We start from the raw sequence: 12,567 nt of genomic DNA, 5'->3' as shown, positions 1-12,567 counted from the left end.
GCAGGAGGTGTAGATGGCCAAGGCGCATGCCAATTCGTGGGAAGTGACGGACGAGTTCTGGAGCCGGGTGGAGCCGCTGGTGCCACAGCCTGCGCGCGATCCTGACAAGCAGTACAAGCGCGCAGCCGGAGCGGGCCGCCCGAGCAAACCGCCACGGCTGGTGTTCGAGGCCATCATGTATGTGCTGCGCACTGGCTGCCAATGGAAGGCATTGCCTGCTGAGCGCTTCGGCAGCGCCAGCGCGATCCATCAGAAGTTCATGCTGTGGTCCAAGGCCGGGTTCTTTGAGAACCTGTGGCGTGCAGGCCTTGCTGAGTACGATGATTTCGAAGGCGTTGCTTGGCGCTGGCAAAGCATTGATGGGGCCATGTTCAAGGCGCCACTGGCGCAAGAGGCTGTGGGGCGCAACCCGACGGATCGGGGGAAAAAAGGGCGGCAAGCGTCACCTGCTGGTGGACGGGCGTGGCGTCCCGTTGTCACTCGTCGTGACCGGGGCCAACGCGCACGACGTGACGCAACTTGAGGCCGTGCTGGCGTCCTGCATGATCAAGCGCCCCACACCCAAGCAGCGACGCAGCAAGCACCTATGCGCTGATGCCGGCTACCGGGGAAAGAACGCCATGAAGATCATCCTGGCCCACGGCTATATCCCGCATGTAGTGGGCCGCAAGAGCGAGGCAGAGCGCAAGAAACGCAATCCGCAGAAGAAGGCGCGCCGCTGGGTGGTGGAGGCATGCCATGGGTGGTTCAACAGATTCCGCAAGCTGCTCGTGCGCTACGAAAAGCTGGGGCACACGTTTCTCGCGCTTAACCATCTGGCCGCTGCCATCATCACCTTGCGAAAGATCAGTCTACCTGTCAATATTATTTACGGATAAATTCTAAGAGCCTGTTTACGATCTCTCAGGGGTCGCGCAGCGGTCTTGGCGGGCTGGTATGCAAGGCGCGGGGTGCATCCAATAGCTTGGCTATTGGCAAGCGCCGCAACGCCGCAGACCACCCGCAAGGACCACTGCCCGAAGGGTTGGAGCGAAATCGGGTGATTGAATGCTCGGGCTGCTTGCATGGGCAGCAGCCCATGCGGCGCATACGAAGCATCCACTCATCCCGATTGCGCTCCAACGCGATCCCCTGCGAGATCGTAAACAGGCTCTAAAAGCGCTGGGGTCCGGCACCCGCGCTCGACCGCCCTGGGCCGAGGGTGTGACTACCGGCAACGGCGGTGCGATTTTCTTGAACAGCGCGGCGCTGAGCTCATTGTTCTTGTAACGCGCCATGCAGCGTCAAACGCCGATCAGGTGTTTGACGGTGACATGGTTTTGTTAGCGGCTATGAACGCCAGACTGAGTCATTCGCCACGAGCAGCCTGTCCACATGCCTTGATCCCCACCGGTCAATCGAGGGGTAGCGCCGCGCAGGGCCGTGTGACGCCTATCCTGCAGCGTGACCTGATGGGGTCAAGGCCGGGTTGTCATGCAGGCAGTTTGGCTGCAAGCAGTTCGACCTTCTCGATATTGGGCGGAGAACTGAGCAAGGTCGCGGCGTTGGCCATCAAGGCCGCGGCGATCTGGCCGTTCAGATGTGCCTGGCGACCTGCCTCATCGGCGAAGGCGTCGAACACACCGAAGGTCGAAGGGCCAAACTTCAATGCGAACCAGGCCGTGGTGCCGGACTCGGCGTTGGCGAGCGGCAGTGCGCTGGCCAGGAAGTCGGCAAGCGCAGCCTCCTGGCCGGGTTTAGCTTCGAGGCGAACAAACAAGGCGAGCTTGGTCATGCTGTATTCCTTTGGGTAAATGGAAAAGTGGATGAAGGGATCGACGAAGCTGCAGTCTAAGTCTTTCTGACAGACATCTCTATAGGCAATAATGACAACATTGATATCATTGTTGCCATGAAACTCCACCTCCTTGTTTGTGATGGCGTGTTTGATCTGGGGCTTGCGGCGCTCACTGACACAGTGGGCTTAGCCAATGCGATGGCGGGCTCGCTGCCACAGGCTCCCTCTCGCATAGAGCTCACGCTGGTGGGTGTGCGGCGTCGCATCCGAACGGCGCAAGGCTTGACGGTGCCCGTGGTCACTGCGCGTGGTGTGCCCGAACCAGACGTCGTGCTCGTGCCCGCGTTTGGCGACAAGATGCCTGACACGCTCTCGGCTCGGCTCACACGCCCCGATGTGCCCGACGCGGTCGCGGCGCTACAGCAGTGGTCCACCGCTGGCGCGCACCTTGGTGCCGCTTGCTCCGGTAGTTTCTTGCTTGCAGAGAGTGGCCTGCTTGATGGGCATCGTGCGACGACGTCATGGTGGCTGGGGCCGATGTTTCGGCAGCGCTATCCGAACGTCGCGCTGGACGAGTCACGCATGATCGTGAACTCGACACGCTTCACCACCGCGGGTGCCGCTTTGGCCCACGTCGACTTGGCCTTGCGCATCATCCGAGGGCGCAGTCCGGCGCTGGCGGCCCTGGTGGCACGCTATCTGCTGGTCGAGACACGCAGTTCGCAAGCCGAGTTCGTGATTCCCGACCACCTTGCGCATGCCGACCCGATGGTGGAGCGCTTCGAGTGCTGGGCCAGACGTCGGCTCGCGCAGGGGTTCTCGCTGGCCGAGGCGGCCAGCGCCGCGGGCACAAGCGAGCGCACCTTGGCGCGGCGGCTGCAAAGCGTTTTGGGAAAGACACCGCTGTCGTATTTCCAGGACCTGCGCGTGGAGCATGCCGTGCATCTCTTGCGCACCGGGAACGCCAGCGTCGACCAGGTCGCCGCACAGGTCGGGTACTCGGATGGGGTGACCCTGCGGGCCCTGTTGCGCCGCAAGCTGGGCCGGGGTGTCATGGAGTTGCGACGCGGTGGATGACCAAAGGCGTTTGGTGCATATACGGCTGGAGACAGCCGCGAAACTGTCGGAAGCAAAGGCTTACCCACTTGCGTCTACTACATCGTGCGTTGGGTGCAAAAGCACCAGCCGTGCCAAAGCAGTCTTCAGTGACCTTTCAAAGTTCAGTGACCTTTCAAAGGTGTGAGTATTGGGAATACTGTAGGCTTTACCACTGTTTTCTGTTCACTATTGCTCCGGCCCCATGAAGTCTCAAGCGGCGGCATATTTGACGCGGGGATCCTGAAAGTAGCTCATCACCCGCTCGGGTGACTTCTCCAGCATGGCCATGTGTTCGTTGGCCGCATCGCGCAGTTTTGCCTTTGTTCTGACCGGGACCCGCTTGCCCATGGCCTGCTTGAGGTCGGCGTTCAAACGCTCTTCTGGGTTGAGTTCCGGGCTGTAGCTGGGCAGGTAGAACACCTCGATCTGTTCCTTTCTCTCTGCCAGCCACGCCTTGACCGGTTTGCTGTGATGTACACGCAGGTTGTCAAGGATCAGGAACACCTTCTTGCCCGCGTCCTTGATCAAGGCCTCCAGGAACTCAATCAACTTGTCGCTGTTGAAGGCCTCGTCAATGATCATCCAGCGTGCCTTGCCCCGGTTGGTCACCGTGGCGATCATCGACAGCTTCTGGCGTGTGCTGCCCACCGTGAACGCCACGGGTGTCTCACCTGCTGGTGCATAGCTCCTGCCGCGTACATCGGTGTTGACCAGTGCGGTCTCATCGCCCCAGTGGATTTCGCCGCCCTCAGCCTTGGCCTTGGCCTCGATGGCCGGGTAGTGTTCATCTAGCCAGGCCTTGACGGCTTCGGGGCGTTGTTCGTATGCCTTCTTGATGGGCTTTTGTGGGGTGAAACCCCAGCGTGCCAGGTATTTGCCCACGGTGCGCACACCCAATTTCAAGCCACATTCCTGTTCGATAAGCTGCATCACGGCGGCGCGACTCCACAGGAAGAAGTCCATCTTCAATTGCTCGGGACGTTTGTCGCAGATGGTCTTTTGGATGTGGACTTCTTGCTCGGGCGTGAGCAATCGGGCATCGCCTTTCGTGCGACCACGACCGGCTGGTTTGATGGCTGGCCAGCCGCCTTGCTCGAACAGATCAAGCACCTTGCGCACAGCCGGGTAGCTCAAGCCCGACATCTGCACCAGTTCCATGACTTTGATGCCCCGTTTGTGCAGTCGGATGACTTGCTTGCGCCGCTCGTGAAGCTGCTCCAGGGTTTGGTATCTCGCGTCTTCTTTGTCCATGCTGCTTCGAACGCGAAAATCAGCAGAAAGTTCAATCTTTATGGGGCCCGATCAATAATCTGGGGTTTCATCCACATGTTATTCAATCCACTTCAAGTAGGTTCTCTCACCCTGCCCAACCGCATCCTTCTGGCACCACTGACACGCGCCCGTGCCGACGCTGGCCACATGCCCAACGCGCTGATGGCCGAGTACTACAGCCAGCGAGCCACCGCCGGCCTGCTGATTTCCGAATGCACCATGGTGGCGCCCGGTACATCGGCCTTCGTCAATGAGCCTGGCATCTACAACGACGCGCAGATTGCAGCCTGGAGGCAGGTGACCGACGCGGTGCACGCCAAGGGCGGACGCATCTTCATGCAGATCTGGCACGCTGGCCGCGCAGCCTACCCTGGCGCTGCCGATGGCGCCCCCATTGTCTCCAGCGTCGCCACCGCTATTGAGGGTGAGATTCACACGCCCCAAGGCAAGGTGCCGCACGCGGTGCCCCACCCCCTGACCGTCGAAGAAATTCCCGGCATCGTGGCTGCGTTTGCTCAAGGTGCGCGCAACGCCATTGCCGCCGGCTTTGATGGCGTGGAAGTGCATGGCGCCAACGGCTACCTGATTGACCAGTTCCTGCGCGACACGCCCAACCAGCGCACCGATGCCTACGGTGGCTCGCTGGAGAACCGCGCCCGCTTCCTGTTCGAGGTGCTCACCGCCGTGACCCAGGCCATCGGCTCCGAGCGCGTGGGGCTGCGCCTGTCGCCGCTCAACAGCTACAACAGCATGAAGGACAGCGACCCGCTGGCCCTCATCGGCTTCCTGGCCGATAGGCTCAATGCCTTCAAGCTGGCCTACCTGCACGTGATGCGCGCCGATTTCTTCGGCGTGCAGAAGGCCGATGTCATGCCCGTGGCGCGTGAAAAGTACAAGGGTGTGTTGGTGGGCAATATGGGGTACAGCGCTGATGAGGCAGAGGCAGCCATTGCCGAAGGTAAGCTTGACGCTGTGGCCTTTGGCACCGCCTTCCTGGCTAATCCGGACCTGCCCGCACGCATCAGAGCCAAGGCACCGCTGAACGCGCCTGACCCCAACACGTTCTACACAGGTGGCGCCAAGGGCTATACAGACTATCCGACACTGCAGGTCGCATAAATCACCGCCCCAAAAGATCGAAGAAACGAGCCACTTTATACCCAAGGCTCTGCCCTTCGATCTTGCGAAGCTGTGAATCGATGGCGTCTACCGAGTGTTGTGCGCCATCACGATCTTTAATGGATAAATTGCCTCGGTTTGCTTCGCCGCACGCCGAACTCGTACGACGTACATCGTTTCCGGTTCAAACTGTACCGAGGCCGCACTATGCTCCCATCCTGCGGTGACGGTTAGGCCGCGAACGGCTGCCCGCCGCTGCTTACCGGCGGCTCGAGATGCAAACGTGATCTTCTGCTTTGGGCCGGGAGCAGCCAGCCACTACCCCCTGGTTACTTGCCCAAAACCTGCCTATTTCACAGGGATCGGGTACCGACTACGCCAGACCCGTATGCGCCCGCAGCCACGCCGCAACATCCCCCGTCACCTCATCCCGATTCGTCTCATTCAAGATCTCATGCCGCGCGGCCGGGTACAGCTTTACCGTCACATCGGCCACACCGGCATCGCGATACCGCTGCCCCAGTTGCTCCAACAACACCCCGCCTGCGGCCAGCGGGTCTGCGTCGCCGGATGCGATGAGGATGGGCAGGTCGCTGCGGATGCACGCGAGTTGTGCGGGGTCGGCCAGCCGCGGCGCGGGGGCGAAGAGTGAGGGGATCACGTCGGGTGGCACGTCCCACCCGCACCACGGGTCGGCCACGTAGGCATCGACCTCAGCAGCGTCGCGCGACAGCCATTCGTAGCCGGTGCGGTGCTCAAAGCCTGCGTTGAAGGCCGCGAGCCCGGCGGGGGCATCAGCAGGCGCATTGGCCATGGCGGCAGCAAACAGGTCGAGGGCTGTGGAGCCTGACAGGATGACGCCGGACCAGGTGGATGAATGGTCAATGATGGCCGCCTGCGCTGCGAACGAGCCCATGGAGTGGCCGAACAGAAAGAGCGGAAGCTGCGGCCCATGCTGCGCGCGCAGCAGTGCGCCGAACTGGGCCACGTCGGCAATGAGGCCGCTGAAGCCAGCGCTGCCAAAGTCACCCAGCTTGCCACCTGCCGTGCGCCCGTGGCCGCGATGGTCCACAGCATGGACGATGAAGCCTGCGGCGTTGAGGGCACGGGCAAAGCGGTCGTAGCGCTCGCCATGTTCAGCAAGGCCGTGGGAGATTTGGACGACGCCCACCGGTTGGCCCGGGGTTTCGACCCAGGTGTACGTGGTGATACGGGTGCCGTCGGCGTTGGACTGGAAGGAGGAGGTGGTGCTCATCACTTCATTCTGGCACAGTGATGGGGCCGCGCTGTCGCTTGCGCATCATCGCCGCCTGATGCGGGGGCGCTGTGCAGTAGGCCATGGCTATGGCGCTGGCCTACGTGCTGCAGCGGCGTGGCGCGCGAAACCGGCCATGACAGATTTGCGGCCACTGCCACTGCAATTTTTTGACCCTGCTACCCGTTGCCGATTACCCCGTTACCACTTGGGCAGGATGCGCTCACCAGGCAGCATTTCGTAGGGGCTGGCCCATCCGGGCAGTTGGCGCAGGCGCTGCAGCCACGCATGAATGTGGGGGTAGCTCGCGGCCACGTCGTAGCCGCTTTCTTCCAGCGGGTAGAACATGTAACCGCACGGAGAAAAGTCAGCCATGGTGGGCTGATCGCCCACCATGAAGGCCCGGTTGACCACGTGCTGGTTGACGATGCCAAAGGCGTTGTCCATGCGCCCTTTCAGCCAGCCCATCACCGCAAGCGCCCATCACTGGACATTAGCCTTCAACCCAGGGGCCGCAACCACACCCACAAAGCGGCCCCCACCAACAGCCACAACGCCACCGCCAGCACCGCCCCTGCCATGCTGCGGGGCTTGGCGCCCTGGGTCTGCATCCAGACATCGGCTTGGCCACGGCACTCGGTCAGCACATCGGGCGGCAACAGCTGCAACGTCAGCCAGATCAAGCCCGGCAGCAGCAGCACATCGTCCACATAGCCCAGCACCGGGATGAAGTCAGGGATCAAGTCAATCGGGCTCAGCGCATACGCCACCACAAACAACCCGAGCGCCTTGGCATACCAAGGCGTCTTGGGGTGCTTGCCAGCAAACCACAGGGTGACCCCATCGCGCTTGATGCGCTTGGCCCACATTCTCAATGCGTCGCTGATGCCCATGCCGATCTCTCAAAGTGCCACTGGGCACAGAGCCAATGATGCCCCAGCCCTGGCATCACCACCCTTGCCATGCGGAGTCTGCATTGCCCCAGCAAGAATAAGCAAAACATTTACAATTAATATGCGTTTTACATATTTTTTAGACAATGGGCATCGTCAAAATTTCCGATCAAATGCACGAGAACCTGCGCTTGGCCAGTAACGCATTGAGCCGTTCCATCAACTCCCAGGCCGAGCATTGGATGCGTGTCGGCATGCTGGCCGAGATGTACCCCGACCTGGACCACCGCGAGATTTGTCAGATGCTGGTGCGCGCCGAGCTGGCTGGTGGCCTGGATGTAGCACTGGCTGCGCGGGGCGAGCTGGACAAGGTGGCAACCGCAGCCCCCGCCCGCACAGGAAAGCAGCACTGATGGCGCGCACAGACCGTGGGGTGCCGATTCGCTCGGCCGATGAATTGGTGAAGGCGCGCCAAGCGGCGCAGTTGGCCGCCGAAGTGCTGGCCATGATCGAGCCGCATGTGGTGCCGGGCGTGACCACCGAGGCGCTGGATCAGTTGTGCCATGACCACATCGTCAACGTGCAAGGCGCGCGGCCTGCCAATGTGGGCTACCTGGGTTACCCCAAGACGGTGCTCACCTCGGTGAACCATGTCGTGTGCCACGGCATCCCGTCGCCCCAGCAGGTGCTGAAAAAGGGCGACATCGTGAACATTGATGTGGCGGTGGAAAAAGACGGCTGGTACGGCGACACCAGCCGCATGTTCTGCGTGGGCACGCCCAGCACGCTGGCACAGCGGCTGGTGCACACCACGTACGAAGCGCTGTGCGCAGGCATTCGCGAAGTGAAGCCCGGCGCCACGCTGGGCGATGTGGGCCACGCCATTGCCGCTGTAGCGCACCGCGAGAACTTCAGCGTGGTGCGCGAATACTGCGGCCACGGCATTGGCACCGTGTACCACGACGAACCCCAGGTGCTGCACTACGGGCGGCGCGGCCAGGGGCTGCGGCTGGAGGCAGGCATGGTCTTCACCATCGAGCCCATGCTCAACGCAGGCCAGCGCGAAACCAAAGAGCTGGCCGATGGCTGGACGGTGGTGACGCAGGACCGGTCACTCTCTGCCCAGTGGGAACACATGGTGGCCGTAACCGACAGCGGGTTTGAGGTGCTCACCGCGTGGCCGGGCGGCACTGGCGTCTATCCGCCCATTTGATCGAATCCACTGGCGCGGGCATTCAAGGCAAATCGGCCGCCAGCGCTTGAGGGGAGCGCGCGAGCCATATCAAAAAGATAGCAAACCGCAGCATGACTCACCACGGCAGTGGCTCGCCGCTGTAGGCGTGAAAGCTGCCGGTTTGCTCCGCTGGCAGCCCGTCAAGCGCCCGCAGCATGTCCCCCGCCGCATCCGCGGCTGGTCGTCCAATTTCTGCCCCGTTGAACGGAGCCGACAGCGCCGAGTTGACGGTGCCGGGGTGCAGCGCCACCAGCACGGCCTGCGGGTGGGTGCGGGCCACTTCGATGGACGCCGTTTTGACCAGCATGTTGAGCGCGGCCTTGCTGGCGCGGTAGCTGTACCAGCCGCCCAGGCGGTTGTCGCCAATGCTGCCCACCTTGGCCGAGAGCACGGCCAGCAGGCCGCGCCCTTGCTTGGGCAACAGCGGTGCGAAATGGGCCAGCACCAGCGCGGGGCCGAAGGTGTTGGCGCGGAAGGTGGCTTCCATCTGCGCGCAGTTCAACTGGCCCAGGCGCTTTTCGGGCATACCATGGGGGCCATGCAGCAGGCCTGCGGCGTGGATGATGCAATGCCACGGGCCCTGGGCCTTGAGCTGCTGCGCGGCAGCGGCGATGGTCGCCTCGTAGTCCAGATCGACCGCTGGTTGAGTGTGGCGGCCCAAGCCAACAGCCAGGGCGCAGCGTGGGTCGGATTGCAGGTGGGCGAGGAAGGCGCTGCCGATGGCGCCGGTGGCGCCGATGACGAGGGCGCGGTAGCCGTCGGGCAATGACTGCAAAGAGGTGAACGGGCTTGCAGCGGGTTGAGCTTGAGACATGGCGCAGTCCTGCGGTGAGGGTTCTTGAGATGGTGAGGCAAACGGACTACAGCGCATCCAGCCGCGTGCGCAAGCTGGCCGCATGCTCACGCAGCGCATCCAGCTGCGGGCCCTGCATCTTCTGCAACTGGCGATACACCATGCCCAGGCGGAAGTTATTGCCCAGCGTGCCTTCGTTGCGCGCAAAAAAGTCCCAGTACAGCGCGTTGTACGGGCAGGCGCGCTCACCCACTTTCTGCTTCTTGTCGTAGTGACAGCCGCTGCAGTAGTCGCTCATCCGGTCGATGTAGGCAGCGCTGCTCACATAGGGTTTGGTGGCCAGCAGGCCGCCATCGGCAAACTGGCTCATGCCCACGGTGTTGGGCACTTCCACCCATTCGAAGGCGTCGATGTACACGCCCAGGTACCAGCGGTGCACGGCAGCGGGCTCCAGCCCCGCCAGCAGCGCAAAGTTGCCGATGACCATGAGGCGCTGGATGTGGTGGGCATACGCATGCTCCAGCGACTGGCCCACGGCGTGCTGCATGCAGCGCATTTTGGTCTTGCCCGTCCAGAACCACTCCGGCAGAGGCGTGTGGTGGCCCAGGGCGTTGCGCTCGTCGTAGCCGGGCATGTGGGCCCAGTAGATGCCGCGCACATATTCGCGCCAACCCAATATCTGGCGGATAAAGCCCTCCACCGCAGGCAGCGGCGCAGCGCCCGCGTGGTACGCGGCCTGGGCGCGCTGCACCACCTCGTGCGGGCGCAGCATTTTGGTGTTGAGCGCGAAAGACAGAAGGGAATGAAAGAGCCGCGCGCTTTTCGTGCTCATGGCGTCTTCATACGCGCCAAAGTCGGGCAGCGTGGTGGCGATGAAGTGGTCGAGCCAGGCCAGTGCCTCGGCCCGGTTCAGCGGCCAGCGCAGCGCGTGGGCCTGCGGGTTGCCAAAGCTTTGCACGCCTGCGGCCTGGAGGGTGGCCCACAGGGCGCTGTGGTCGTGCGTGGGGCGGGCGTCGGGCGGCAGTGCGGGGGTGCCGGGCCAGGGCTTGCGGTTGTCGTGGTCGTAGTTCCACTGGCCGCCTTCGGGCTCGCCTGCCTCATCGATCAACACGCTGTGGCGCTGGCGCATGCGGCGATAGAAGTGCTCCATGAGCCACTGCTTGCGGCCCTTGAACACCTCGCCCATTTCGGTGCGGGTGGTGTAGAAGTGTTCGCTGCTGACAGCCTGCACGGCAAAGGCTTGCTCTGCACCCCAGGTGCGCAGTTGCTCGTCCAGCCGCCATTCGTCGGGGTGCTGGTATTGCAGCGTGTGCGCGCCGTAATGGGCCATGAGGGCGGCCAGGTTGTCGGGGATGGAATGGCGGTTACTGGCATCGTCAATCGCCACATAGCGCACGCGGTGCCCCGCCTCGCGCAGCTGGCGGGCCAAGTCGCGCATGGCAGCAAAGATCGCGAGGATTTTTTGCGCGTGGTGCAGCACGTAGTCGGTCTCTTGCCGCACTTCCATCAGCACATAGACCACACCGTCGTCCTGCGTGGCGAACCAGGAATGCTCGGGGTTGAGCTGGTCGCCCAGCAGCAGGCGCAGCGTGTGGGCACGCTGTGGGGTGGAGGATTGCTGCGTGGTCATGCCGTGCCCCACAGTCGGCGGTAGCTGCCGTCGGCATCGTGGTCTTGCGCCTGCTTGATGGGGTTGAAGCGGCGGCCTCCGCGCGGGTCGGTGCCGCGCCCGGCGATGTAGAGCCAGTTGGCCTGGTTGCTGTACACGTCGTAGTCCACCAGTTGCGATTCAAACCATGCCGCGCCTGCACGCCAGTCGCCCCGCAGGTCATAGATGAGGTAACTGGCCACCACCTGGCGCAGGCGGTTGCTCAGATACCCGGTGGCAGCCAGCTCGCGCATGGCGGCGTCCACCAGGGGCTGGCCGGTATCGCCCCGGCACCAGCGCTCAAAACCGCGTGGGTTGTGTGGGGCGGGCGGCAGCTCTGACAGCCCCCGCGCCCGGTACAGCGCTGCGCCGTATTGCAGGTGCAGCAGCCGAAAGTAGTCGCGCCAGAGCAGCTCAAACCACAGCCAGTAGGTGCCGTCGTTCGCGCCGTGCTCATTCTCAAAGGTTTTCAAATCGGCATAGATCTGGCGCGGCGAGAGTGCCCCCGTGGCCAGCCAGGGCGAGAACTTGCTGGAGTAATCCAGCCCCGTGAGCCCGTTGCGCGTGTCCTTGTAGCTGTGGGGCAGCTTGCGGGCCAAGTACTGGGCCAGGTGGGCCAGCGCGGCAGTCTCGCTGCCATCACAGGCATCGGTGCCGTAGGGGAAGGACGAGCGGGCGTCGCTGCCCTGGGGCGGTGTGGTTTGCTGGATGCTGGCAGCGCCCTGCTCTGCGCCCACGGCTTGCAACACCGGCACGGGTACCTCGGGTGGCGGCAACAGCTTCGTGGGCAAGGGCAATGGCGCGGCGGGGGTGATGCCTGCACGCTCCACCTTCTGGCGGAAGGTGGTGAACACGCCGGGCAGCTGGTCTACCGGCCACGGCATGCGCACCGGAGGCAGCAGGCTGCTGTGCCACACCGTGCGCACTTGCAGGCCCGCAGCGCGCAGTGCGGCCACCTCAGCCTGCTCGTAGGGGGCGGCAATGTCTTCGCACACTACGGTGGTGGCACCCACAGCCTGGGCCAGTTGCGGCAAGGCTCTGGCGGGCGGGGCCTGGCAGATGAGCAGTGGGTTGCCCAACGCTTTCATCTGCCCTTGCAACCCACGCAGCGCTGCGGCGGTGAAGGCCCGGCGGTGTGCGCCCACACGGGCAAAGCCCCAGGACGTGCGTTCATCGGGCGCAGGCAGGCACACCACGGGCAGCAGGTGGGTAGCACCGCTGGTGAGCGCTGCGCACAGCGCGGGTTGGTCGTGCAGGCGCAGGTCGTTGCGGAACCAGAACAGCACGGTGCTCATGCGGCTCCCTCCCCTACGGCGTTGCCAGTGCGCTTGCGTTCGCTGCGGCAGCGGTCAGAGCAGTACTTCACCTCGTCCCACACCTTTTCCCACTTTTTGCGCCAGGTGAAGGGCAGTCCGCAATGCAGGCAGGTTTTCTGCGGCAGGTCTTGTTTTTTGCGCATTCGCATAACAGGCCCTTTG

General features: G+C 63.2%; 14 protein-coding genes. 5 read left to right on the top strand and 9 right to left on the bottom strand.

What is annotated here, in order from left to right; genetic code table 11:
- Nucleotides 1–13: 13 nt before the first annotated feature.
- Nucleotides 14–878, top strand: a protein-coding gene (locus tag PQV96_RS07905) for an IS5 family transposase (RefSeq protein ID WP_273624952.1) whose coding sequence is annotated in 2 segments (ribosomal slippage) — nt 14–432 and nt 431–878 — 867 coding nt in all. Because the reading frame shifts where the segments join, the coding sequence is not laid out codon by codon here.
- 593 nt (nt 879–1,471) lie between these two features.
- Here PQV96_RS07905 and PQV96_RS07900 read toward each other — a convergent pair.
- A complete protein-coding gene (locus PQV96_RS07900) occupies nt 1,472–1,774 on the bottom strand; it encodes a putative quinol monooxygenase (RefSeq protein WP_007182542.1) in 303 nt (100 codons plus the stop codon).
- A gap of 66 nt (nt 1,775–1,840) precedes the next feature.
- Between PQV96_RS07900 and PQV96_RS07895 the strand changes: the two genes are divergently transcribed.
- Complete coding sequence (locus PQV96_RS07895) at nt 1,841–2,854, top strand: GlxA family transcriptional regulator (RefSeq protein WP_207374608.1); 1,014 nt, start codon at nt 1,841–1,843, stop codon at nt 2,852–2,854.
- 231 nt (nt 2,855–3,085) lie between these two features.
- Here the strand turns inward: PQV96_RS07895 and PQV96_RS07890 are convergent, their stop codons facing one another.
- A complete protein-coding gene (locus PQV96_RS07890; protein ID WP_044395424.1) occupies nt 3,086–4,126 on the bottom strand; it encodes an IS630 family transposase in 1,041 nt (346 codons plus the stop codon).
- 75 nt (nt 4,127–4,201) lie between these two features.
- Here PQV96_RS07890 and PQV96_RS07885 point away from each other — a divergent pair, with 75 nt between their 5' ends.
- Nucleotides 4,202–5,266 (top strand): alkene reductase, encoded by a 1,065-nt coding sequence (locus PQV96_RS07885; protein WP_273624951.1) that lies wholly within the window; start codon nt 4,202–4,204, stop codon nt 5,264–5,266.
- A gap of 373 nt (nt 5,267–5,639) precedes the next feature.
- On the opposite strand, the gene PQV96_RS07880 is transcribed toward PQV96_RS07885, so the two are convergent.
- From PQV96_RS07880 to PQV96_RS07870, 3 genes are all read right to left on the bottom strand, one after another.
- Entirely contained in the window at nt 5,640–6,521 is an 882-nt protein-coding gene (locus tag PQV96_RS07880; RefSeq protein ID WP_207374577.1) for an alpha/beta hydrolase, read from the bottom strand.
- A gap of 201 nt (nt 6,522–6,722) precedes the next feature.
- On the bottom strand, nt 6,723–6,968 hold the full coding sequence (locus tag PQV96_RS07875; RefSeq protein ID WP_337931894.1) for a glutathione S-transferase family protein: 246 nt from the start codon (nt 6,966–6,968) through the stop codon (nt 6,723–6,725).
- A gap of 53 nt (nt 6,969–7,021) precedes the next feature.
- Nucleotides 7,022–7,414 (bottom strand): YkvA family protein, encoded by a 393-nt coding sequence (locus tag PQV96_RS07870; RefSeq protein WP_207374579.1) that lies wholly within the window; start codon nt 7,412–7,414, stop codon nt 7,022–7,024.
- A gap of 146 nt (nt 7,415–7,560) precedes the next feature.
- On the opposite strand from PQV96_RS07870, the gene PQV96_RS07865 reads away from it, so the two are divergent.
- Both PQV96_RS07865 and map read left to right on the top strand, forming a co-directional pair.
- Nucleotides 7,561–7,827: a ParD-like family protein gene (locus PQV96_RS07865; protein ID WP_207374580.1), complete on the top strand. Its 267-nt coding sequence runs from the start codon at nt 7,561–7,563 to the stop codon at nt 7,825–7,827.
- Nucleotides 7,827–8,627, top strand: coding sequence for a type I methionyl aminopeptidase (gene map, locus PQV96_RS07860; RefSeq protein ID WP_207374581.1), 801 nt, complete (start codon nt 7,827–7,829; stop codon nt 8,625–8,627). The genes PQV96_RS07865 and map overlap by 1 nt, the downstream gene beginning before the upstream one ends.
- A 97-nt stretch (nt 8,628–8,724) precedes the next feature.
- Here the strand turns inward: map and PQV96_RS07855 are convergent, their stop codons facing one another.
- From PQV96_RS07855 to PQV96_RS07840, 4 genes are read right to left on the bottom strand one after another with little or no spacing between them, the layout of a single operon-like run.
- Nucleotides 8,725–9,462: an SDR family NAD(P)-dependent oxidoreductase gene (locus tag PQV96_RS07855; RefSeq protein WP_207374582.1), complete on the bottom strand. Its 738-nt coding sequence runs from the start codon at nt 9,460–9,462 to the stop codon at nt 8,725–8,727.
- Nucleotides 9,463–9,508: 46 nt separating this feature from the next.
- Entirely contained in the window at nt 9,509–11,071 is a 1,563-nt protein-coding gene (locus PQV96_RS07850) for a cryptochrome/photolyase family protein (protein ID WP_273624950.1), read from the bottom strand.
- Complete coding sequence (locus PQV96_RS07845; protein ID WP_273624949.1) at nt 11,068–12,384, bottom strand: DASH family cryptochrome; 1,317 nt, start codon at nt 12,382–12,384, stop codon at nt 11,068–11,070. The genes PQV96_RS07850 and PQV96_RS07845 overlap by 4 nt, the downstream gene beginning before the upstream one ends.
- Entirely contained in the window at nt 12,381–12,554 is a 174-nt protein-coding gene (locus PQV96_RS07840; protein WP_207374585.1) for a DUF2256 domain-containing protein, read from the bottom strand. The genes PQV96_RS07845 and PQV96_RS07840 overlap by 4 nt, the downstream gene beginning before the upstream one ends.
- Nucleotides 12,555–12,567 lie beyond the last annotated feature (13 nt).

This window comes from Acidovorax temperans (genome assembly GCF_028596105.1).
Classification (GTDB): Bacteria; Pseudomonadota; Gammaproteobacteria; order Burkholderiales; family Burkholderiaceae_C; genus Acidovorax; species Acidovorax temperans.
Note: the sequence above shows the minus strand (reverse complement) of the source record. Positions and strands in the feature narration are given on the sequence as shown.

Coding starts and splice junctions, on each gene's coding strand:
- PQV96_RS07900 (WP_007182542.1), bottom strand. CDS start 1,774: ATGACCAAGCTCGCCTTGTTTGTTCGCCTCGAAGCTAAACCCGGCCAG.
- PQV96_RS07890 (WP_044395424.1), bottom strand. CDS start 4,126: ATGGACAAAGAAGACGCGAGATACCAAACCCTGGAGCAGCTTCACGAG.
- PQV96_RS07885 (WP_273624951.1), top strand. CDS start 4,202: ATGTTATTCAATCCACTTCAAGTAGGTTCTCTCACCCTGCCCAACCGC.
- PQV96_RS07880 (WP_207374577.1), bottom strand. CDS start 6,521: ATGAGCACCACCTCCTCCTTCCAGTCCAACGCCGACGGCACCCGTATC.
- PQV96_RS07875 (WP_337931894.1), bottom strand. CDS start 6,968: ATGGACAACGCCTTTGGCATCGTCAACCAGCACGTGGTCAACCGGGCC.
- PQV96_RS07870 (WP_207374579.1), bottom strand. CDS start 7,414: ATGGGCATCAGCGACGCATTGAGAATGTGGGCCAAGCGCATCAAGCGC.
- PQV96_RS07865 (WP_207374580.1), top strand. CDS start 7,561: ATGGGCATCGTCAAAATTTCCGATCAAATGCACGAGAACCTGCGCTTG.
- map (WP_207374581.1), top strand. CDS start 7,827: ATGGCGCGCACAGACCGTGGGGTGCCGATTCGCTCGGCCGATGAATTG.
- PQV96_RS07855 (WP_207374582.1), bottom strand. CDS start 9,462: ATGTCTCAAGCTCAACCCGCTGCAAGCCCGTTCACCTCTTTGCAGTCA.
- PQV96_RS07850 (WP_273624950.1), bottom strand. CDS start 11,071: ATGACCACGCAGCAATCCTCCACCCCACAGCGTGCCCACACGCTGCGC.
- PQV96_RS07845 (WP_273624949.1), bottom strand. CDS start 12,384: ATGAGCACCGTGCTGTTCTGGTTCCGCAACGACCTGCGCCTGCACGAC.
- PQV96_RS07840 (WP_207374585.1), bottom strand. CDS start 12,554: ATGCGAATGCGCAAAAAACAAGACCTGCCGCAGAAAACCTGCCTGCAT.